The sequence below is a fragment of the Nostoc sp. JL31 genome, from assembly GCF_017114965.1.
In the GTDB taxonomy this organism is placed as follows: domain Bacteria; phylum Cyanobacteriota; class Cyanobacteriia; order Cyanobacteriales; family Nostocaceae; genus Nostoc; species Nostoc punctiforme_A.
In genome coordinates this window covers 13,397-36,299 of the sequence record NZ_JABXKO010000116.1, presented here as the reverse complement: position 1 = coordinate 36,299, position 22,903 = coordinate 13,397, and the positions used below count along the sequence as shown (strand labels likewise).

The following is a 22,903-nucleotide window of genomic DNA, read 5'->3' as shown; positions in this document are numbered from 1 at the left end:
TGTCTTGATTCTTCACAATTTTCGCCAATTTTATTTGATAACTTTAAGGGAGAGTCAAAGCAACTATTGTTTTGAGTCTTAATTCCTTGATTGAAAATAAAGGAACGACTTATGAATACTACGGTTAAATATGACATCAAGGTTATCCAGGAAGAAGCACTTCAACTTGTTAAAAAGAGACTTGTTAACCGTCAGCAGCCAATTTATACCCTCTGTAAATATATTCCTCATCGTGAATGGATTAATTTTGAACTTGAGCTAGAAAAAAACGAATTTCTACTCAGAGATAGAATTATCGATTTACTGAATCATGAATCTTGGGAAGATGATTGAGGCTGCATCCCAATAAAATCAAAATTACAAATTTATTTTTCAACATTAAAAACTCTCGAATTAATCGGGAGTTATAAACAAGAGATTATTAAAGTAAGCAATAAATCTTTATGGATTGCTGAGGTGCTTGAAAAGATAAGGGAACCATCGCTAGCGTAGCAATAATTCTCTGTTAAGCAAGTTACCACAATCAAAACAAGCTGTGTGAAGAAAAGTAAACAAGGCTCAAACTCTTTTTCTTCCTTCTTTATCCCAACAATAATTATTGACACCGAACTCCTTAAAAGCCAATACAGATCAGTTAAGAAAAATTGTAACTCTGCATGGGAATGGCTAATTATGGCTTGCTCCTCTAGTTGGACATAGCCTAACCTCAGAAGCAACCTCACCTCTTTGGCTGTGGGTTTGAGAAAGTTTTCTGTCTTCTTTTTGATCTGTCTCAGTTAATACCTGATCCTTGGGCTACAATCTCACATTTTTAGCAATTAATTACTGGAATAAAGAAAAATAATTATACTAAACGATTTCAGTAAATTGGATTAGTTAGATAACTCTTCTAACCCAATCCATTCGGTAATCGATTGCCATTGGCTTGCGTAGACAATAGTACTCCTACGTTTTTCTTGTTGAGGCTTTCTAGGTAGTTTACCCAGGACAACATCAGCGAATGAACTGGATTCATTCCAATTATAAATAGGCATTTCCTGCCAGCAGTGGCGACAAAACCAGTAAGTCTCTGCACCGCGTATATGTTCTAAAAGTAGGCTTGAGCAGCAAGGGCAGTAATTCATATTTTTCTCAAATCCTGTTCATAAAAGTGTTATTGCAAATCAGGGCAGCTACTTGAGAAGCCCGTAGATATTTAAAAGAAACTGTCTATATTTTGACTATAGTATTTAAATATGAGAAACTTGTGAGGATAGTTAAAATACTTAATTATTTAGCAAAACTTATACACATTTCTTAAGTAATGCTTTCCGGCTGATTTAGCCGTTTTTTCACAAAATCCTCAAATTATCTTCAGATAAATTCCAGGAAGATCACTATAATTGACAAATTAACCATAAGATTCAACGAGCAACTGCTTAAATTAGCTAGCTTAAATCATGTTATTAATCATTCTCTATGATCGATTAGCCCTGATAGTTTTTTAGTCGAAGCTATTGTCTTGATGAATCAGAAAATATTCAGCCAATTGAGATAGAGCAAGTCCGTAGCCAAAGTCAAAATAATTTAAAATTATGGGTTGAGGCACAATCGGCTCAAATGATGCAAGTTAATCAGGAACTTCAGCAAGCCCTCGAAGAACTCCAGGTTGTGAAAGAAAAACTGCACCAAGCTTACGAGGAGTTAGAGCAACGAGTGACAGAACGGACAGCAGAACTTGTGATGTCTAACGTGCTGTTGCAACAAGAAATTATTGAACGCCAAAGCGCAGAAACTGCATTACGGCAGAGCGAAAACCTCTATCGCCAACTCGTAGAGAGCCAAACTGACATAATTATCCGCATTGATTTGCAGGGGCAGATTACCTTTGCCAATGTCGCAGCTTGTCAAACCTTCGGCTGGAAACAAGATGAGTTTCGTGGTCAGTCATTTTTACAGTTTCTTCATCCAGATGACTTGCCTCAAGTGATGGAAAGTATCACAGCTTTAGGATCTTCATATTATACCTTGACTAGTTGTGAGCGATGTGCATTGACAGCCAACGGTCTTCGCTACTTTCAATGGAATGCGATCGCAATTCAGAATGACAAAGGAGAGGTTGTTGAAATACAACAGGTAGGCAGAGATATTACCGAACAGCAAGCCGCGCTACATGACCGCCAACTTGCCGAAGCAGCACTACGCCAAAGTGAGGAGAAATTTCGCACTTTTTCGGAAAATACCCACGCAATGATCTGGATTGGTAGCGCAGATTCATTCTACCCTTTGTACATTAGTCCTGCTTATGAGAAGATTTGGGGTCGATCTTCCCAAGGTTTATTTGAGCAACCAACATCTTGGGTAGACACAGTTCATCCAGACGATCGCGATCGCGCTACCCAATCAATCGAGCAACTGCTTAGTGGTAGTAAATCCATTTCAGCAGAATATCGGATTTTGCGACCTGATGGATCGATCCGCTGGATTTGGAATCGGGGCTTTGCTGTCTATGATGAGCAAGGAAAAGTTAGCTACTATGGTGGCATTGCCGAAGATATCACCGAGCGCAAGCTGGCTGAAGAATCGCTGCGAGAAAGTGAAGCGCGATTGAGTTTAGCTACCGAAGCTGTCCAAATAGGGATATGGGATCGCAACCTGATCGCCAATACTTGTGTTTGGTCTGCCAGTATGGGGCTACTTTATGGTCTGCCGAGCAATACCTTGTGTCCAACTGTTGAAGACTATTTCAATTTAATCCATCCAGCAGACCGCGAATCTGTAGCTGCGAGTATAGCTCGGATGATTGAGGAAGGAAAGGGATCTACAGAATATCGAATTGTCTGGCCCGACGGCAGCCTACACTGGTTAAACTGCAAAGGTCAAGTCTACTATAACGAAGTCGGTCAGCCGATCCGGATCATCGGTACAAATCGGGATATCACTGAGCGCAAGCTGGCGGAACAAAAAATCTCCGAACAAGCTGCTCTACTTGATATCGCTACCGACGCCATATTAGTTCGAGATTTCCAGTCTCAAATCTTATTCTGGAATAAAGGTGCAGAGCGGATGTACGGTTGGCTTTCTACAGAGGTTATTGGCAAAGACCTCCACTAGATTTTATACCCAGGTGGAACTCACCAGCAATTGAAAGAACCACTAAAAAGCGTAATTGAAAGTGGCTCGTGGCAAGGTGAGTTACATAAAGTTACAAAATCCGGTCAGAAGATTATTGTGGAAAGCCGTTGGACATTGATGCGCGATTCTGCAGGAGATCCCAAATCCATCCTGACAGTTGACACTGACATCACCCAAAAGAAACAACTCGAAGAGCAGTTTTTTCGCACCCAGCGATTGGAAAGCCTTGGTACCCTTGCAGGTGGTATTGCTCATGACTTGAACAATATATTGACACCAATTTTGGCAGCGGCTCAATTATTACAAGGAAAATGTTTCCAAGACGAGGAGCTTTCTAGGCAATTGCTGACACTGATAGAAAGCAACGCTAAACGCGGAGCAGCTTTAGTGAAGCAAGTCTTATCCTTTGCGCGAGGATATAAAGGAGAGCCGACAATTATCCAAGTCCAGTATCTGATTTCAGAAATTATCCAAATTGCTAAACAGACATTTCCCAAATCTATTGAATTTTCTACCGTTATCCCAGAAGGGATTTGGGCGATCGCTGGGGACACTACACAACTGCATCAAGTGTTAACGAATCTGTTAGTAAATGCCCGCGATGCTTTACCAGATGGTGGCAATATCAATATTTCTGTGGAAAATAAGTTTATTGATGAAGCTTATACCAGAATGAATCTTGATGCCAAGGTTGGGCATTATATTGTGATTACCGTTGCCGATAATGGAATTGGGATACCACCAGAAATATTAGATAGAATTTTTGAGCCATTTTTCACCACCAAAGAGGTCAACACAGGTACGGGGCTTGGACTTTCAACAGTGCTGGGCATTATGAGAAGCCATGATGGTTTTATTAAAGTGTCTAGCAATGTTGGTAGAGGCAGCAAATTTGACCTATTTTTACCAGCTGTGGAAGCAACCCCAGTATTCAAGATAGAAGACCTGGATGTGCTTCCAGGACAGGGAGAATTGATTTTAGTTGTAGATGATGAAGCCCAAATTCGGGAGATAGCCACAATCATCCTAGAAAATCATAACTATAAGATACTAACTGCCAGTAACGGCATTGAGGCGATCGCACTTTACGCCCAACACAAGCATCAAATAAATGCCGTATTGATGGATCTAATGATGCCAGAAATGGATGGCATCACTGCTATTCGCACCTTGCGAAAAATGAGCAATCAGCTGCAAATTATTGCCTGTAGCGGGCTGAACTCAATGGATGTGTTTACTCAAGCTGCTGATGTGAATGTGCAAGTAATTTTATCAAAACCCTATACGGCCAGAGAATTATTGAACACTTTACACCATCTATTTAGAGGGTAGTAAAGATAAAAGGAGCAGGGGAGAAGTTGCAGTAACTTTTCCCCTCTGCTTCTTCTGCCCAATGTCCAATCCCTCACAAGATCCTCAGATTGTTTTCCTAAATTTAGAGTGTAGGCAAGTTTGGCAAAATAGGGTTAATCCGGCTGATGAATATTGTTAGGAAGATTAATGATGAGTTATCGATCGCTGGGCAAATTACACTAAATCAGCTGCAACAAATAGCTGATGAGGGTTATAAGTCTGTACTGAACCTACGTTTGGCTAACGAAACAGGCTTACTCGCTAATGAGCAGGAAAAGACTGAGCTTTTGGGATTGTATTATGTTAATCTCCAAACTCAAGCGGAAAATATTAATCATCAAGGTATGATCGAGATATATCAGCTCATCACTAAGCTACCCAAACCGACTCTGATGCATTGCGATAATTCAATTCGTTCAGCTGCAATAGTATTTTTGTATATCGCCATCAAACAGGGTATAGGCTTTGAAAAAGCACTACAAAAAGTTATTAGTTTAGGCTTGACATAAGACTAGTACCGCAAGGCGGAATTAAAAATTAAAATAAATTAATTTTTAATTGTTAATTATGGGGTGATGCTCTACTAGCGATCGCTCCAATTTTGCTTTAGTACTTAATTGGGAATAGTGTTTTATACCTGATTGAGAAAGAAACTTGTTCAATAATTCTCCCTTGTCCGCCTTCCTTCAATCCCTCATCCCATAAATTTGAAGTTCTCACAGCTTTTCATCCCAGAGCTAGACGCGAATATTTTTATAGTCATTTATTATCGTTTGGGGAATATACCTCAACAAACCGAAGACTGGAAAGAAAAATGAGGTTGTTGCCTAGCTAAATTTCTGGAATTCGTCATCATGTATGAATTAGTTCAAGCTCTCTCCAACGGTGATGAAAAAACTGCTCTACATCAGTTGATTTATGCGTTGAGTGCTTCAGGTAAGCATTACTTTCTAAGAAATGAGATTTTGCAAGCTTTTGCCGATTACTGTCATCAATCCCAAAAGCCAGCCTATTTTTACTACTCTTCTTCTGTTGGCAAACTAATACAATACACCCACGAAATAATTCTCGAAGAGGAAAGTACGTGGTTCGTAATTCGACCGAAGATTGCCAATCAAGAAGTTTGGCAACTGACAGCCGATTTTAGCAGGTTCGAGCAGATGACGCCTCAAGCGCTGTTAGATGTGAGAGATCGTCTAGTCAACCGCTACCAACCCCATATCCTCGAAATCGACCTCCACCCCTTCTATGAGAGTTCTCCAAGAATCGACGACGCTAGAAATATTGGTCAAGGTTTAGCCTTCCTCAACCGTTATCTGTGCAGTCAATTGTTGACTAACCCCCAATATTGGGTAGAAATGTTATTTAAAGCATTACATGGGCTGCAATGCAACGGTATTCGCCTATTGTTGAGCGATCGCATTCCTTCTGGTATTCAGTTAGCCAAACAAATTAAGCTAGCGCTCAAATTGCTGAGTGAGCGATCGCCTGATGAACCGTATGAAAAATTTAGCTTTGACCTCCAAGAACTCGGCTTTGAGCCAGGTTGGGGCAACACTGCGGCGCGAGTCTCTGAAACTTTAGAACTTCTCGACCGACTCATTTACTCCCCAGAACCCGGCATCTTAGAAACATTTGTAGCTCGCGTCCCCGCTGTCTTTCGCGTCGTCCTTGTTTCCGTCCACGGCTGGGTGGGACAGGAGGATGTTTTGGGAAGAGATGAAACACTCGGTCAAGTTATCTACGTCCTCGAACAAGCTCGTAGCTTAGAAAACGAGCTGCGCGAACAAATCAAACTCGCTGGACTCGACCAGTTAGGTATTAAACCCCATCTGATTATTCTGACTCGATTAATCCCTAACTGTGAAGGCACATTTTGTAACCTGCCCTTAGAAAAAGTCCAAGATACCGAAAATGCTTGGATATTGCGCGTTCCTTTTGGTGAATTCAATCCAGAAATTACCAATAATTGGATTTCTAAATTTGAGATTTGGCCTTATTTAGAACAGTTTGCTGTAGATGCAGAAAGAGAATTACTAGCTCATTTTAAAGGCAAGCCTAATCTAGTTGTTGGCAATTACAGTGATGGTAATTTAGTAGCTTTTCTCCTATCTCGACGGATGAAAGTCACCCAGTGCAATATTGCCCATTCCTTGGAAAAACCTAAATATCTATTTAGCAATTTGTATTGGCAAGATTTAGAAGATAAATACCACTTCTCGGCACAATTCACCGCCGATTTGATTAGCATGAATGCAGCCGACTTCATTATTACATCGTCCTATCAAGAAATTGTTGGCACACCCGACACCATAGGTCAATACGAGTCGTACAAGTGGTTTACGATGCCGCAGTTATATCATGTTGTTGATGGGATTGATTTATTTAGTCCTAAATTCAACTTAGTACCACCGGGGGTAAATGAAAATATTTTCTTTCCCTATAGCCAAAAAGAAAAGCGAGATTCTAACCTTTGCACACAAGTTCACGACTTACTATTTAGCCGCGAAGACTCTCAAATAATTGGTCAGTTAGAGCGGCCTAATAAGCGAGCAATATTTGCCGTTGATACTGTCACATCAATCAATAATCTCACTGGTTTAGCTGAATGCTTTGGTAAAAGTCAGGCTTTGCAAGAGCATTGCAATCTGATTTTCTTAACTAGTAAACTTCGTCCAGATGAAGCTACAAACTCAGAAGAAGCAGAAGAAATCCAAAAACTTCACGACATTATCGATCAATATCATCTCTATGGCAAGATTCGCTGGGTAGGGATGCGTATCCCTAGTAGGGAACTCGGCGAAGCCTACCGAGTAGTTGCAGATTCTCAAGGAATTTATATTCATTTTGCCCACTTTGAATCCTTTGGACGGAGTATTTTGGAAGCCATGATTTCCGGCTTACCTACTTTCACTACCCAATTTGGCGGCTCTTTAGAAATTCTTGAGAACCAAGAAAATGAGTTTAATGTTAATCCTACAGACTTAGAAGGAACGACAACGAAAATTTTAGACTTTCTTGCAAAATGTGATGCTCGTGCTGAATACTGGCAAGAAGTTTCAGAATGGATGAGTCAGCGAATTCATCACAAATATAATTGGCATTTACATAGCAATCAATTACTACTGCTTGCTAAAATGTTTAGTTTTTGGAACTTTGTTGCTCCCGAAAATAACGAAGCTAGAGATCGCTACATGGAAACCTTATTTCATCTCATTTATAAACCCAGAGTCGAAAAGATTTTGGAAAAGCATAAGGGGGGATGAGGGAGTGGGGAGCGGAGGAGCAGGGGAGTAGGGGAGCAGAGGAGCAAGGGAGAGTTAGAAATGGATTCATCCACCTCGGAACTGGATTCATCCACCCCGGAACTGGATTCATCCACCTCAGAACTCCGTTCATCCACCTCGGAACTGGATTCATCCACCTCAGAACTCCGTTCATCCACCTCAGAACTCCGTTCATCCACCTCAGAACTCCGTTCATCCACCTCGGAACTGGATTCATCCACCTCGGAACTGGATTCATCCACCTCGGAACTCCGTTCATCTAGCTCAAAGACTCAACATCCCCACTCACAACTTATGCAAACAAAAGGTCGTTCTCGCCATTTTATTTACACAGACTGGATATTAATCGAAACCCAGTTTGACCCTGAGCAATTGCACTCTAAAGAAACCGTCTTTACGATCGGCAATGGATACCTGGGAACAAGAGGCAGTTTTGAGGAAGGTTATCCTCATGCATTGCCAGCTACTTTTATCCACGGTGTCTACGATGATGTGCCTGTAGTTTACACTGAACTGGTAAATTGCCCTGACTGGCTACCCTTGATAGTGATTGTAAACGGCGATCGCTTCCGTCTCGATCAAGGTGAGATATTGCGCTACGATCGCCAACTTGATTTAAGCCAAGGATTACTAATCCGAGCCGTGCGTTGGCGCTCTCCCAGTGGCGATACCATAGACATCAGCTTTGAACGCTTTGCTAGTCTTGCAGATCCCCATGTGTTGGCGTTACGCTGCCATCTAACCCCAGTAGATTTTGAGGGGTTAATCGAAATTCAAGCTAGTATCAATGGCTATCCAGAAAATCAGGGTTTAAATCACTGGGAAGGACTAGATCAGGGCAAAATCGACCAAGGAATTTGGTTACAACGCCGCACCCGCAGTTCCCGAATTGAACTCGGTATGGCAGCTAAGGTGACAATATTAGGCAGTGAAGCATCTTTGCAAGTCAGTACTGCACCTGGTTATCCGACTTTAAGCACGACCTTCTTGGCTAAAGTGCAACAGACCGTAACGGTGGATAAGATTGTGACAGTTTTTACCTCACGGGAGATTGACACACCAGTGACAACTGCTCAAGAAAAACTCGCGCACCTGCCCGATTACACAACATTACTAAAAGCCAATGAACAGGCATGGGATGAGGTTTGGCAGCAAAGTGACATCCTCATTGAAGGAGATAGCACAGCTACTTTTGCTGTTCGCTACAATCTGTTTCAACTGCTGATTGCTGCGCCACGGCATGATGACAAGGTGAGCATTCCTGCTAAAACCCTTTCTGGGTTTGGCTATCGCGGTCATATCTTTTGGGATACAGAAATTTTTATGCAGCCGTTGTTTCTGTTTACCCAACCAGCGATCGCCCGCAATTTACTCAATTACCGTTGGCACACCTTACCAGGAGCTAGACGCAAGGCAGCCCATTACGGCTATCAAGGAGCAATGTTTGCCTGGGAAAGTGCTGTTACTGGAGATGAAGTGACACCACGTTGGGCTATCGGCAATGATTTTTATGGTGAAGACGTGCGGATTTGGTGCCGCGATCGCGAAATTCATATTAATGCAGATATCCCCTACGCAGTCTGGAACTACTGGCAAGCTACTGGTGATGATGACTGGATGCAAAAGTGTGGCGCAGAGATTATCTTAGATGCGGCGATATTTTGGGGTAGTCGAGTCGAATTCAATCCTGAGCGCGAACGGTATGAAATTCGGGGAGTAATCGGAGCAGATGAATACCATGAATTCGTCCACAACAACGCCTTTACAAACCGGATGGCGCAATGGCATCTAGAGAAAGCGATCGCAGTCTATGATTGGTTGGCTCACAAATTCCCCGAACAAACTACCGAACTAGAACAGAAACTAAAGCTCACCCCAGAGGAACGATTGCACTGGCAAGATATCATCGCTAAAATCTTGTTTCTCTACGATCCATCAACAGAACTAATCGAGCAGTTCGAGGGATTTTTCCAATCGGAAGATATCGATTTAGCAGATTACGAACCACGCGATCGCTCCATGCAAGCCATCTTAGGTGTCAATCAAATCAATAAATATCAAGTAATCAAGCAACCAGATATATTAATGCTCCTATATTTAATGCGGGAATCAGCAGATTTTCCCTATAACGAAAAAGCATTGCAGACAAACTGGGACTATTACGCACCCCGCACTGATATTACTTATGGTTCGTCCCTTGGCCCAGCAGTTCAGGCTATCTTAGCTTCCGACTTGGGCAAATCAACCGAAGCTTACCAACAATTTATGCGAGCCTTAATGGTTGATCTTGAAGATAACCGAGGAAACACCAACGATGGAATTCACGGCGCTAGTGCAGGTGGCATTTGGCAAGCTGTAATTTTTGGATTCGGTGGCATCCAGCTAACCGAAAATGGCCCCGTAGCCAATCCCCATCTTCCCCCTGGCTGGAAGCGCCTGAAGTTTAAACTGCACTGGCGTGGGGAATGGCATGACTTCGATTTGCATGAGGAATTGGGGGCAGGGGAGCGGGGGAGCGGGGGAGAAGTTGCAGTAAGTTTTTCCCCTCCGCCTCTGCCTCTTGTTTCCCATGAACCCTCGCCCATGCCCAACATCCAAGGATTTATCTTTGATTTAGATGGTGTGCTTACAGATACAGCAGAACTCCATTATCTAGCTTGGAAAAAGCTAGCAGATGAAGAGGGTATACCGTTTAATCGGGAGGCTAACGAAGCGTTGCGGGGTGTATCTCGTCGTGCTTCCCTGATGTTGATTATTGCGGATAGACCGTATTCGGAAGCACAAATAGAGGAGATGATGGAGCGTAAAAATCGCTACTATGTGGAATTTATCCAAAATATGACACCCCAGGATTTATTGCCAGGTGCGATCGCCTTGTTGGATGAACTGCGGCAAGCTGGGATTAAGATCGGTATTGGTTCAGCGAGTAAAAATGCCCGCCCAGTGCTAGAGCGATTGGGCATTGCCGGCAAAGTAGATGCGATCGCAGACGGTTACAGTGTACAAGAACCCAAGCCAGCCCCCGACCTATTTCTGTACGCAGCCAAGCAGCTAGGAATCGAACCAGAGCAATCTATAGTTGTAGAAGATGCCGCAGCAGGTGTTGAAGCTGCTCTAGCTGCTGGTATGTGGGCATTAGGACTCGGCCCTGTTGAACGAGTTGGAGCCGCTCATATTGTTTTACCCAGCCTAGAAGGTATTACATGGGCAGACCTACGAGAGCAATTGAGTAACTATTTCCAGACAAAAACAGTGAACAAATGAGAACCGCTTGATTACTTACAGCAGATTTGAAGGAAGATAAAGTACATAACGATTCGTCTTAAAGCCAGTTATAAAACGTGTTTTACTTCTGAATTCTGCTGTATTCAGTCCTAATCTCCCCAAAGAACTGAAACTACCTAAAACTACACTGAAATTACTGATAACTGCTAAACTCCAAAAGCTAAGATCGTCTAAATAGGGAATCTAAAATAAAACCCGACTTTAGCAATTAGGAGCAAGAGCGTGAATTTGGACGATTTAGCTTTGCAGATAGAGAATATGCGTAAGCGCGTCGCCCTCTTGCAACGCCAGAGTGAACAGCAAAAAGCACAGGCAGATATTGAACTCGTCACCGCAGTATTCAAAGAAGTTTACCTAACTTTGGAAGAACTCCTACTAGTGAATAAAGATTTAAAGCAACAGAATGAAGAATTATCCAATACTCAACAGGCCTTGTTAGCACAACGTCAACGCTACCAAGAACTATTTGAGGAAGTACCAGACGCTTATTTTGTGACTGATACAAAAGGGATAATTCAGGAAGCTAACTCAGCCGCCACCACTCTGCTTAACATTTCTAAAAGTTCATTGTTGGGCCACTCCATAGGGATTTTTATACTTGAGAAAGAAATAATTGCTTTTCATTTGAAACTAACTCATCTGCGCGATCGCGCCCAATTCCCAGACTGGAAAATGCAAGAGTGGGAAGTAAACCTGCGACCACGTGACAAAACATCTACTATGGCTGCGGTTAAGGTGGTTGCTATCCGTAATCAATATAGTGAGTTAGTTGGTCTGCGCTGGCTATTGCGGGATATTAGCGAAAGCAAGCGAACCCAAGCCAAGCTGCAATGGGCAGAAGAGGCGATGCGACAAGCGCTTGCCAAAGAAAGGGAATTTAGCGAACTTAAATCCCGCTTGCTCACCATCACTTCCCATGAGTTTCGCACCCCTTTGGCTACCATCCACTCTTCTGCGGAACTACTAGAACATTATCGCCACCTCTGGAGCCAAGAGCGACAAGAAACGCACTTGCGTCGTATTCAAACATCAGTTATGCATATAACCCAGTTGTTGAATGATGTCTTAGTGGTGAGTCAGGATGAAACAGGCAAGTTAGAGTTTAATCCAACACCTATAAATTTGGTGGAATTTTGCTGCGATTTATTAGAAGAATTACAACAGAGCGATCGCTCACAACATGCGATCGTTTTTAGCAGTGAGTGCCAATCTACAAGAGCTAATTTAGACGCCAAACTACTACGGCAAATCTTGAGTAATTTATTCTCGAATTGTCTAAAATATTCTCCCATTGGTAGTACAGTTAGGTTTTCTCTAACCACTAGCAACGAGCAAGCTATATTTCAGACTCAAGACTCTGGTATTGGCATTCCCCCTTCTGACATTGAACACATCTTTGAACCCTTCCATCGCGCTAGTAATACAGCCAATATTCCAGGAATGGGATTGGGAATGTCCATCGTCAAGCAGGCTGTAGATTTACATGGCGGCGAGATTACAGTCGAAAGTGCGATCGATGCGGGAACTACCTTTACAGTCATTCTCCCATTTTCAAGAAATTTCCATGTATAGCTAATCAATCACTTTTATTTATTGGATTTAAAAAAAAAAGTAATTGCTTGTATGCTAGAAGGTCTTTAAAGTAGAGTAAGCCGGTCAACAATAGGTTGATTGTAAAGTTTTTCTTCGCAGTAGCTTAGGGAAACAAACTCAAAAACTTTGTATCTTTAAATATGAGCTTAAAATATTACGCCTGTGGTAATCTCTAACAAATCAGAATACGCACTTCTAGCCCTGTTAGAGTTGGCAACCTGCTACCCTAACGGTGAAGCCCTACAAATTCGAGAGATAGCGGCATTGCAAGACATCCCGAACCGCTATTTAGAACAACTCCTAGCAACATTAAGACGTGGAGGTTTAATTAAGAGTATACGCGGAGCCAAAGGTGGCTATGTTCTGGCACGAGATCCCGGAAAGATTACAGTTTTGGATGCTTTTAGCTGCATGGAAGGGTCAGATATTGTTGTCTCTCCCTGTGAGCCGACTCCCAACACGGTAGAAGGTGAGCTAATTCAGGAAGTTTGGCAAGAAGCACGTCAGGCTGCTAACTCCGTTTTGGAAAAATATACCCTCCAAGACCTTTGTGAACGAAGATCGAGCCGAGAAGAAAAGGAACTAATGTATTACATTTAGGAAGGATGACCAAATAATTACTAATTCGTAATTCGTAATTAAAAAGGGTACGTGAAAGTAATAACGAGCAACCTGTGACGCTGTTATATGCCTGAAGTCAATTTTCAACAGCCTATAAATAGTGCCGCTACTCTCGTGGAGAGTTATGCAGCAGGAAAACGGAACTTTAGTAAAGCAGAACTGGGTAATGCCGATTTGCAAGGCATTAACTTGAAAGGATCTGACCTGAGTTATGCTGACTTGAGTGAAGCTAACCTGAGTAGCGCTAATTTGAGGGGGACTGATTTGAGCTTTGCCGATCTGGGTCAAGCCAATCTGAAGGATGCCGATCTTAGGGGAGCATTGTTGATGTCAGCAAATCTCCGCCAAGCCGCTCTCAAAGGAGCAAACTTCGAAAAAGCAGACTACGATCGCAACACCCATTTTCCTCAAGATTTCGACTCAGTGAAAGCGGGTATGCAGATTAAATTTGAAGATTGATTAATTTAAGTTAAACATGGTACTTGCCTCAAGATAGAAGATATTTCTCTCAAAAGAGTTGTATTTTGGTAAAAAAGCCTATCTATGAGGTTGACAATGGAGGCGAAAAGTGAAACCCTCAACCGACGCGCACCACTAATTACTGCTGGAATTTTTCTTGGTGTGGGTCTTGGAGGGTTTATTGATGGAATTTTACTGCATCAAATCCTCCAGTGGCATCACATGCTCAGTAACATTAGACCTCTGACAAACAGGGCGAATATAGATTTGAACATGGTATGGGATGGGTTCTTTCATACCTTAAATTGGGTATTCACCGTGGCAGGACTTGTGTTACTATGGCGTGCTGGAAGACGTGATGATGTTCCTTGGTCATCACAAACCTTTATCGGATCGATACTGATTGGGACTGGGTTGTTCGACTTGGTTGAAGGTTTAATTGACCACCAAATTCTCGGTGTCCATCATGTGAAATCAGGTCCAAATGAGTTAGCTTGGGACTTAGGATTTCTTGCGTTAGGTGCGCTACTTGTCGCCATCGGCTGGCTAATGATAAAAAAAGAGTCAACAGTCATTAGTCATTAGTCATGGGGCACAAGAGGCAGAGGGGCAGGGGGCAGAGGGGAAAATTCTTCTCCCTTGCTCCCTTGCTCCCCTGCCCCCCTGCTTTTCCACTCCCCACTCTCCCCTATGACAGATACTTTTGAAAAAACTAGCTGGAGTTGGCATTTATCTCAATTCCAACAACAAGCGGGTGAATGGTGGGAATACCAGTTTTACCGCTTTGAACAAGCTCTACCAGAATTGCCTACTGGATGGTCAATTAGCCCAAGGCTTAGTGAATTGCTGAAATTCCTGTTTTGGCTGGTATTGGGATTATTTATAGCCTGGGTGGGTTGGCGATTATGGCGAGAATTCAGCCCTTATGTTTATTCTTGGCTAAATAGAAGTGGCAATATCACTGATTTTCGCGTCAAAAATCGCTCTAATGATTCATCTATTGCTCTTTTGTTGGAGCGATCGCAAGAATTCTACCGTCAAGGTAACTACCGTGAAGCTTGCCGTTGTGTTTATTTAGCGATGTTACAGCAGTTGCATCAAAAAGCGATCGCACCCCACAAACTTAGCCGTACCGATGGAGAATATCTGCAATTGCTGCGATCGTCTGTGACTCCCATACAGCCTTATGAAACTTTAATTACCACTCACGAGCAATTATGTTTTGGTAATGCCGAGATTTTGCCAGATAATTATGAGCAGTGTCGGCAAGCTTATCGAGAAATTTCCCCGGAATGAAAAAGGATAGCACATCTGTGCTACCCTAATTTATTTTCCAGATTGCCTACTTTGTGGCAGTTGCGTAGACGCTCTGCGTCTTTTCGTTAGACATCACTTTTTCCAAAGTTTCCAAGGCAGTATTTACTTCTGCTTCTGTGACAATTAGCGGTGGCACAAATCGAACTACTTTTGGCCCGGCGGGTACGAGTAATAGACCCTCTTTGATAGCAGCATTGACGACATCGGCTGCGGTTAGTTGGATATCGGCTCGCAACTCTAAACCGTTGATTAAACCCCAACCCCGAACTTCGCCAATGTGCTGAGGATATTTTGCTGCGATCGCTTTTAATCCAGATCGCAACTGTTCACCCCTGTCTTGCACATTCTGCAAAATATTTTCTCGTTCCAATGTCTGGCAAACACTGAGTGCTACGCCACACACAAAAGGATTACCACCAAAGGTGCTAGCGTGTTCTCCTGGTTGAAAAACGTCGCAGAATTTCTTGCTCATCATTGCACCAATGGGGATACCGCCACCTAAGCCTTTGGCACTGGTGAAAATATCCGGTTCAACGCCGAGATGTTCGTAAGCCCATAATTTGCCACTGCGTCCCATACCAACTTGCACTTCATCAAAAATCAATAAAATGCCAGTTTCATCGCAAATCTGCCGGAGCTTTTTGAAATAGGCAACATCTCCTGGACGCACACCGCCTTCTCCTTGCAATGGCTCAATCAGAATTGCCGCTACCCGGTAATCGCCTTCATCCAACTCACTAATCGCCACTTCCACAGCGTTAATATCGTTGTAATTTACGTAGTGGAACCCAGGAACCAAGGGATCAAAATACTTTTGATACTTCGGTTGTCCCGTAGCGGTAATGGTCGCCAAAGTCCGTCCGTGGAAACTGGCATTGGCGGTTAAAATAATTGGTTTGTCAATTTCTAATACTGTGTGGGCATATTTCCGCGCCAGTTTAATTGCGGCTTCGTTAGCTTCCGCTCCAGAGTTGCAGAAAAATACGCGATCGGCACAGGAATGATCGACAAGCCATTTTGCCAATTCACCTTGTTCAGGGATGTAGTACAAATTAGAGACATGGTGCAGTTTCTGGATTTGGCGTGTCACCGCTTCTACCATCACTGGGTGGGCGTGTCCTAAAGTACAAGTGGCAATTCCCGCTACAAAGTCCAGATATTCGCGCCCCTGTGTATCCCAAACCCGGCATCCAGCACCCCGTTCTAGGGCTAAGGGAAACCGACCATAGGTAGACATGACAGCTTCATTAAAGCTATCTGCATCAAAGGGACTATATGCTGACCCTGAATCTGGGGGGATGGTGGCTTGGTCAACGAGAGTTTGTAGGCTCACTACCGCTCCTCCTGAAAGTTTTTCATTATATAGTTATTTACTAGTTTCCTAGAAATCCCTAAAAAATACTTTTTATTTAGCACAGATCGTACTTCTTCTTAGGCTAACGCTTATGTCACCTCAAACGCTTGGCAGTGGTGAAAAAAATTTTGTACTCAACGCTTGAGCAAGAGTATGAGCAACAGGCAATTTCCATAGACGCAGCCCGTCCAAATCTTGGGTAGCATGTAGGGGTTTTCTCACTGATGTCTAAGCCTGACTCGTCAAATACTAGCCTACGATTTTGATGGTACTAGGGCAAATGACGAAATTACCTTTGCTGTGTCTGGGAAAACTGTAACATTGTTCAACTTTGAGCTTTTTAAAATGCCGTTTAAATATTACCAGCATTAAAAATATGCTCTGCGGTTAAATTCAATTCTGGGAAAGTGGGTGAGATAATTTGATCGCTTCCACGAAACAGATAGAGTTGGTATTCGCCCTCAACTAGTGAATAAATCGATATTGTCGGTTGTTTGGGGTTGCCAATAAATCGCTTGCCTCCCAGTGCTGCGTAGTCTATAATCCAGTATTCCGGGATGCCGATTTCTTCATAACGACCCAATTTCGTGAAATAATCATCTCTCCAGTTTGTACTTACAACCTCAACTACCAAAGGGATTGACTCTGCTTGAGTAAGAGTAGATTCTTTTTTCCACAAAGGTTCATTTGCTAGATTGGGGCGGTTTAACAACAGCACATCTGGTAAATAAGCGGATTCACTTTCAGATGGTTTAACCAATGCTGTTTTGGGGCAGCCATAAGGTAGTTTTAGTCGGGTATATTCTAAAATAAATCTCTCGATTAAAAATAAAATAATCTCCTCATGATCGCCTGTAGGTGGTGGCATCTCGATTACTACTCCATCGTGTAATTCGTAGCGTTTATTTGAGTTGTCGGGGTATTTAGCGATAAATTCTTCAAATGTAACTAGTTTTCTTTGTAGGGCTTGAGTCATCGATTAATCCTCAATGCGAAACTTATGAGCTGAAAAGAAGAAACAATCTAAGTAGTCATGAGTTATTTAAATAACTTGTAATTAAATAAGTATGAATAATTAAAGGTTTGTAGTAAGCGGCTTCAGCCCTTGCTAAGAGACAATTTAATTAATTTTACATGGCGTAACTTAGTTTGATTTATTCTTGCCCACTTACTTAGATTAAATATACTAAAAAGGACGAATATTAAAAAGTTACTAGAAAACTAGAAATATTGGGTTAAAAGTACTATTTTTACGTCATTCTCAACACTTGAGCAAAAATATCAACGTATCCAAAAGGAGTTAATGGCTGGGGCGATCGCTCTCGGCGGTGTTTTCCTAATTGGCACTTTGTGGTACGCACTAGTTGAGGGCTGGGCGTGGGAAGATGCAGCTTACATGACAGTGATCACTCTTGCGACTGTGGGATATGGAGAGACACACCCACTAGGTAGCCGAGGAAGATTGTTTACCATTGCCTTGATTTTGTTGGGTGTAGTTAACATCGGTTACATTGTCAACAGATTTACAGAAGCGATCATTCAAGGCTACTTTCAAGAAGGAATTCGGCTACAGCAACAGAGGCGGTTAATGGAATCCCTAACAGAACACTACATTATTTGTGGATTTAGCCGCACCGGTCGTCAAATTGCCAAGGAATTTCGGGCAGAAGACGCACCTTTTGTAGTGATTGATGCTGACATGGAATCTGTACAAAGGGCGCAGGCAGAAGGTTATACGGCATATCAAGGTGACGCGACATTAGATGACACACTTTTGAAAGTTGGTATTGAACGGGCGGTTTGTATCGTTGCAGCCCTTCCTTCTGATGCTGAAAACTTATACATCGTATTGTCAGCTAAAACACTGAATTCGGGAATTCGGGTGATTGCACGGGCAAGTACAGAAGAAGCTTTGCAGAAGTTACGACGCGGTGGCGCAGATGAAGTGATATCCCCCTATATCACTGGTGGGAAGCGCATGGCTGCTGCGGCACTTAGACCCCAGGTATTGGACTTTGTAGATGGGATTTTGACAGGTGCAGACCGCCAGTTGTATATGGAAGAATTTTTACTCGACCCGGCTTTTTGCCCCTTTGTGGGTCAAAGTTTGCAAAAGGCGAGATTGCGATCGCAGTCTGGAGCATTGGTTCTTGCAATTCGCCGCGTTGATGGGACTTTAATCGGTGGTCCCACTGGCGATACAATTTTAATGCCGGGAGATCGGCTAATTGGTATGGGTACAGCAGAGCAGTTGCGTAGCCTGAATCAAATTCTCGGCCCAATGAATTCCAAGAAACTGCGACGACCGAAAAATACTTGATTATATTTTCTTTAATTACTATTTTATACTAATTAGCTATGGTCTTATAAGTATAACTGCGCAAGCAAATTTAGACTTTCCCAAATCGCCGCTCCCTTTGCTGGTAGGCACACAAGGCACGATGAAATTCGGCACGGTCAAAATCAGGCCAGAGAGCATCGGTAATATAAATTTCTCCATAAGCCATTTGCCAGAGCAGGAAATTTGAGAGGCGCATTTCTCCACTGGTACGAATTAACAAATCTGGGTCAGTAATTCCGGCTGTATACAAGTGGCTCTCAAAGACCTGTTCATTAATTTCATCGGGTTGTAGCAGACCTTGCTGGACTTGTTTGGCGATCGCCTGACAAGCTTGTAAAATTTCCTGCCGTCCGCCATAATTAGTTGCTACCGAAAACCGGATACCACGATTATTCTTAGTTGCTTCCATTGAACGGGAAATTTCTTGTTGGAGCGATCGCGGCAGGTCTTGCAAATTCCCTACAAACTTAATTTGAACATTCTCTTCGACCATTTCCCGCAGTTCTTGGCGCAAAACTCTTTGAAACAGAGTCATCAAAAAATCTACTTCTTCCTGCGGTCTTTTCCAGTTCTCCGTTGAAAAAGCATAAGCTGTCAACGCCTGAATTCCCCAATCCTGACAACAACGAAGTAAATCCTTAAGAGCATCTACTCCTCGTTTATGACCCATAATTCGGGGTAGACCCTGACGTTTAGCCCATCGACCATTACCATCCATAATTACCGCAACGTGCTGCGGCAATAATTCTCGTTTTAAATCGGTAGGTAAATCTTGCAGTTTAGTTTGTTGTGCTGTCATTTTTTATCTCGAGAAGCGGTCGATGGTAATCTGAGTAAACGTGAAACTAGTGCTAGTGTCTTCCCACCTATCCGACGAACAAAACTCAACAGACCAGGAGCAACAGCTTCCCTATCCACGGTTGGAGACAAAAGAGCTTCTAATGACTCTTTCAGTTTCCTAATCGTCAGCGGTCTATTTAGGGTTCCCCGTTCCGCTAAGGAAATAGAACCTGTTTCTTCAGAGACAACGACACAAATGCAATTTTCGACCCGCTCAGTAATTCCCATTGCTGCTCGGTGGCGTGTTCCCAGCTGGCGTGAGGCTGTGCGTCCCGAAAGTGGTAAAATTATACCTGATGACACGATCCGTGAGCCACGAATCAATGTCGCTCCATCGTGTAACAAAGTTTTCGGCTGAAAAATTGTCTGGATCAGTTCTTTAGAAACTTCCGCATTTAGCTTTACTCCTGGCACAGAAAAATCTCGCTCATCAATTGGCCCCGTGGTTTCCACAATTAGTAAAGCTCCAATGCGGTTTTTTGACAATTCTTTAACAGCCTCAACAATTTCATCAATTACACTATCAGATTTGGGGATTGCCAGACGGTCGGGTTGAAACATCTGGCGGAATTCGCCACGCCCCAATTGCTCCAAAAACCGCCGAAACTCTAACTGTAGAGCAACTGCCATCGCCACAGCACAGCCAATCACCAACTTTTCTAGTACAAAACTTAGCAGAGGTAGTCCGAATCTGCCACTTAGTGCTGAGGCTAGCATTAAGATAATGAATCCCCGCACCATCCATAGTGTCCGGCGCTCACTAATAATAACTAGTATCATGTACGTCAGCGCCAGCACTAACACAATATCCAGAGTCCCAAGTAGCAAGGACTGTGACCACCCCAGGTTTGTCAGCCATTGCTTCCACCAATCTCTCATGACATCTGGATTAAACTTTTGCCTCTAATTTACAGTTGGTCATTAGTCATTAGTCATTTGTCATTTGTCCTTTGTCATTTGCAAATGACTAATGACTAATGACAAATGACTAATGACTAATGACTATTTCTTTAATCTTTCTGGTAGGCGATCTTGTCGAATTAAATCTTCATAAGTTTCACGTTGCAAAATTAAATTTGCTTCGCCATTCGCCACTACGACTGCTGCCGGTCGGGGCAAGCGGTTGTAGTTAGATGCCATACTGTAATTGTACGCACCAGTTCCCATAACTACGAGAATATCCCCTGGTTCAGTCTTTGGGAGTAGAGCATTTTTAATCAAAATATCTCCTGATTCACAATGTTTACCAGCAATTGTGACTGTTTGGCTTAGGGGAGAAGACATTTTATTGGCAATGACTGCCCGATAAACTGATTGGTAAGTAATCGGGCGGGGATTGTCAGACATTCCGCCATCAATTGCTACGTAGGTACGAATTTCTGGGATGACTTTGGATGAACCAATAGTATAGGCAGTAACGCAAGCTGTAGCAATTAGCGATCGCCCTGGTTCACTCAGTAATTTCGGCAAAGGCAGATTTTCGGCTGCACAAGCTGCTTGAATTACTTCACAAATCGCCTTCACCCACTCTTCAATACTAGGGGGATCGTCTGATTCTATGTACTTAATCCCTAAACCGCCACCAACATTTAACTCTGTAATATTTAAACCATACTTCCCGGCATCCCGCAGCCACTGCACCATAACAGCCGCCAAATCTTGATGCGGTTGGCGCTCAAAAATTTGGGAACCAATATGAGCGTGTACTCCTACGCAATTCAGGGCAGATTGTTGACTGACAAAGGCAAAAACTTCATCTAAATCGTTGGGATCAAAGCCAAATTTGCTATCTAAGTGTCCCGTGCGAATATATTCGTGCGTATGACACTCGATACCGGGAGTAAGCCGTAACATGATGCGGATTGATTGACCAGGTTGGGCAATTTCCACAAGGGTATGCAACTCATACCAGTTATCCGCCACAACGGTAACACCAGACTCGATCGCTAAAATTAATTCTTCACGAGATTTATTATTTCCGTGAAGGTAAATTTTATCGTGACTAACACCCGCTTGCAAGGCGGTGTAAAGTTCGCCGCCAGAAACGACATCGATTCCTAAACCTTCAGAGGCGGCGATCGCACAAACTGCTAAACAATTCCAAGCTTTTGAGGCGTACAATACTTGAGATTCACCCTTATAGTATTGCTTGAAAGCATCTCGGTATTGCTGACAAGCCGAACGCAGGGTTTCTTCATCTAAAATATATAAAGGTGAACCAAACTGCTCAACTAGGGTTGTGACATCACACCCACCAATTTCCAAGAGGTCATGATGATGAACTCTGGCAGTCAAGGGTAAAAGTTCTTGATTAGGCGATGGATTTGCCTTGGTGTCGTGCCTTTGAGGTAAATATTGACTTCCAGAATGTTGAACCCCAGTGGGGTGAGTCGATACCATAACTATAAAAGTTTTCCTTGTTCAAATTACGGGCTTTGAGTTCGTCTCCCGATTCCCAGTTTACAAAGGGTTTGTAACGTTATTCAATAAATGTGATTTCATTAGACTTAGAAATTAAATTACTGACATTAGAAAATCTCAGTGCTATTCTGGAACTCGATCAAGCCTGTTTTGGCGGACTTTGGACTCTGGACGGCTACAAACGAGAATTGGATAGTCCCAACAGCGATTTACTCGGTTTATTTTCTCCCTCCTCCAGCACAAGTTTGCTAGGAATGGGTTGCTTTTGGTCAATTTTAGACGAAGCTCACATTACAATTTTGGCGGTTCATCCTCAATATCACCGTCAAGGAATGGGTGCGGCTTTATTATATTCACTCATTAAGACAGCTTGCGATCGCAAAATGGAACGAGCTACCCTCGAAGTCCGAGCTTCCAACTTGGCGGCAATATCTTTATATCAAAAATTTGGCTTCAAAACAGCTGGGCGGCGGCGGCGTTACTACCAAGATAACGATGAGGATGCTTTAATCCTTTGGCTCCCAGATTTACAACACCGCAAATTTAAAGCAACTTTAGACCAATGGTATTCCATTGTCAGCGATCGCTTGGACAAATCCTCTTGGCACTTGCTTTTTAAGTAGTTGGGCATTATTAATTTTCATCTTTTGGGGCTTACGATCGGCTTCAGCAAAAAAATGCAACTTTATATCGCCTATTATTATTTAAATATTTTATCTATATAAATGATTTGATAAGCAAATATTATAGGAATTATATTTGCTTGCTCTAAAAAAAAATATATGTTAAATATAAATGTTTGGGATTGAGTCAAAAAACCCTTAATCTAAGCAGTCAGCTATTTGTAATAAATCCCAAAAACGCTGGTGAACTAAAGCTCCTCAGTACACTAGCCAGATAAAAGTAGCGAATAGTTAA

General features: G+C 42.7%; 18 protein-coding genes and 1 pseudogene. 13 read left to right on the top strand and 6 right to left on the bottom strand.

Translation table 11 applies throughout. The features are described from left to right. Positions 1–111 precede the first annotated feature (111 nt). Positions 112–333: a DUF4327 family protein gene (locus tag HWQ43_RS30145; protein ID WP_292740488.1), complete on the top strand. Its 222-nt coding sequence runs from the start codon at positions 112–114 to the stop codon at positions 331–333. A 539-nt stretch (positions 334–872) separates the two neighbouring features. Here HWQ43_RS30145 and HWQ43_RS30140 read toward each other — a convergent pair. Beyond that, a complete protein-coding gene (locus HWQ43_RS30140; RefSeq protein WP_292740486.1) occupies positions 873–1,124 on the bottom strand; it encodes a hypothetical protein in 252 nt (83 codons plus the stop codon). Between the two features lie 475 nt (positions 1,125–1,599). Here HWQ43_RS30140 and HWQ43_RS30135 point away from each other — a divergent pair. From HWQ43_RS30135 to HWQ43_RS30090, 10 genes and pseudogenes are all read left to right on the top strand, one after another. Next, positions 1,600–3,252 (top strand): annotated as a pseudogene (locus tag HWQ43_RS30135) (PAS domain S-box protein); the annotation flags it as partial. Continuing rightward, on the top strand, positions 3,232–4,446 hold the full coding sequence (locus HWQ43_RS30130; protein ID WP_292740581.1) for an ATP-binding protein: 1,215 nt from the start codon (positions 3,232–3,234) through the stop codon (positions 4,444–4,446). The pseudogene HWQ43_RS30135 and the gene HWQ43_RS30130, both read left to right, overlap by 21 nt. 146 nt (positions 4,447–4,592) lie before the next feature. After that, entirely contained in the window at positions 4,593–4,976 is a 384-nt protein-coding gene (locus HWQ43_RS30125) for a sulfur transferase domain-containing protein (protein WP_292740484.1), read from the top strand. A gap of 345 nt (positions 4,977–5,321) precedes the next feature. Continuing rightward, positions 5,322–7,733, top strand: a complete 2,412-nt coding sequence (locus HWQ43_RS30120; RefSeq protein WP_292740482.1) for a sucrose synthase — start codon at positions 5,322–5,324, stop codon at positions 7,731–7,733. Positions 7,734–8,048: 315 nt separating this feature from the next. Further along, positions 8,049–11,018, top strand: coding sequence for a beta-phosphoglucomutase (pgmB, locus tag HWQ43_RS30115; RefSeq protein WP_292740579.1), 2,970 nt, complete (start codon positions 8,049–8,051; stop codon positions 11,016–11,018). Between the two features lie 243 nt (positions 11,019–11,261). Continuing rightward, positions 11,262–12,611: an ATP-binding protein gene (locus tag HWQ43_RS30110; RefSeq protein ID WP_292740480.1), complete on the top strand. Its 1,350-nt coding sequence runs from the start codon at positions 11,262–11,264 to the stop codon at positions 12,609–12,611. A gap of 183 nt (positions 12,612–12,794) precedes the next feature. Next, positions 12,795–13,232: an Rrf2 family transcriptional regulator gene (locus tag HWQ43_RS30105; RefSeq protein ID WP_292740478.1), complete on the top strand. Its 438-nt coding sequence runs from the start codon at positions 12,795–12,797 to the stop codon at positions 13,230–13,232. Positions 13,233–13,319: 87 nt separating this feature from the next. After that, positions 13,320–13,712 (top strand): pentapeptide repeat-containing protein, encoded by a 393-nt coding sequence (locus tag HWQ43_RS30100; RefSeq protein WP_292740476.1) that lies wholly within the window; start codon positions 13,320–13,322, stop codon positions 13,710–13,712. Positions 13,713–13,808: 96 nt separating this feature from the next. Continuing rightward, positions 13,809–14,297 carry a DUF2243 domain-containing protein gene (locus tag HWQ43_RS30095; protein ID WP_292740474.1) on the top strand — a complete coding sequence of 163 codons (489 nt, stop codon included), beginning with the start codon at positions 13,809–13,811 and terminating at the stop codon, positions 14,295–14,297. A gap of 105 nt (positions 14,298–14,402) precedes the next feature. After that, a complete protein-coding gene (locus HWQ43_RS30090; RefSeq protein WP_292740472.1) occupies positions 14,403–15,008 on the top strand; it encodes a DUF4129 domain-containing protein in 606 nt (201 codons plus the stop codon). A 46-nt stretch (positions 15,009–15,054) separates the two neighbouring features. Here HWQ43_RS30090 and HWQ43_RS30085 read toward each other — a convergent pair whose 3' ends face one another. After that, complete coding sequence (locus tag HWQ43_RS30085; protein WP_292740470.1) at positions 15,055–16,362, bottom strand: aspartate aminotransferase family protein; 1,308 nt, start codon at positions 16,360–16,362, stop codon at positions 15,055–15,057. A 373-nt stretch (positions 16,363–16,735) separates the two neighbouring features. Beyond that, positions 16,736–17,359 carry a Uma2 family endonuclease gene (locus HWQ43_RS30080; protein WP_292740468.1) on the bottom strand — a complete coding sequence of 208 codons (624 nt, stop codon included), beginning with the start codon at positions 17,357–17,359 and terminating at the stop codon, positions 16,736–16,738. Between the two features lie 327 nt (positions 17,360–17,686). Here HWQ43_RS30080 and HWQ43_RS30075 point away from each other — a divergent pair, with 327 nt between their 5' ends. Further along, a complete protein-coding gene (locus HWQ43_RS30075) occupies positions 17,687–18,703 on the top strand; it encodes a TrkA family potassium uptake protein (RefSeq protein WP_292740466.1) in 1,017 nt (338 codons plus the stop codon). Positions 18,704–18,773: 70 nt separating this feature from the next. Here HWQ43_RS30075 and HWQ43_RS30070 read toward each other — a convergent pair whose 3' ends face one another. The 3 genes from HWQ43_RS30070 to lysA all read right to left on the bottom strand — a co-directional run bounded on the left by HWQ43_RS30070 (position 18,774) and on the right by lysA (position 21,964). Then, a complete protein-coding gene (locus tag HWQ43_RS30070) occupies positions 18,774–19,523 on the bottom strand; it encodes an isoprenyl transferase (protein WP_292740464.1) in 750 nt (249 codons plus the stop codon). Beyond that, on the bottom strand, positions 19,520–20,443 hold the full coding sequence (gene cdaA, locus HWQ43_RS30065) for a diadenylate cyclase CdaA (RefSeq protein ID WP_292740462.1): 924 nt from the start codon (positions 20,441–20,443) through the stop codon (positions 19,520–19,522). The genes HWQ43_RS30070 and cdaA overlap by 4 nt, the downstream gene beginning before the upstream one ends. 123 nt (positions 20,444–20,566) lie before the next feature. Continuing rightward, positions 20,567–21,964, bottom strand: a complete 1,398-nt coding sequence (lysA, locus tag HWQ43_RS30060) for a diaminopimelate decarboxylase (protein ID WP_292740460.1) — start codon at positions 21,962–21,964, stop codon at positions 20,567–20,569. 92 nt (positions 21,965–22,056) lie between these two features. Here lysA and rimI point away from each other — a divergent pair, with 92 nt between their 5' ends. Further along, positions 22,057–22,608 carry a ribosomal protein S18-alanine N-acetyltransferase gene (gene rimI, locus HWQ43_RS30055; RefSeq protein WP_292740458.1) on the top strand — a complete coding sequence of 184 codons (552 nt, stop codon included), beginning with the start codon at positions 22,057–22,059 and terminating at the stop codon, positions 22,606–22,608. The last annotated feature ends 295 nt before the right edge of the window (positions 22,609–22,903 follow it).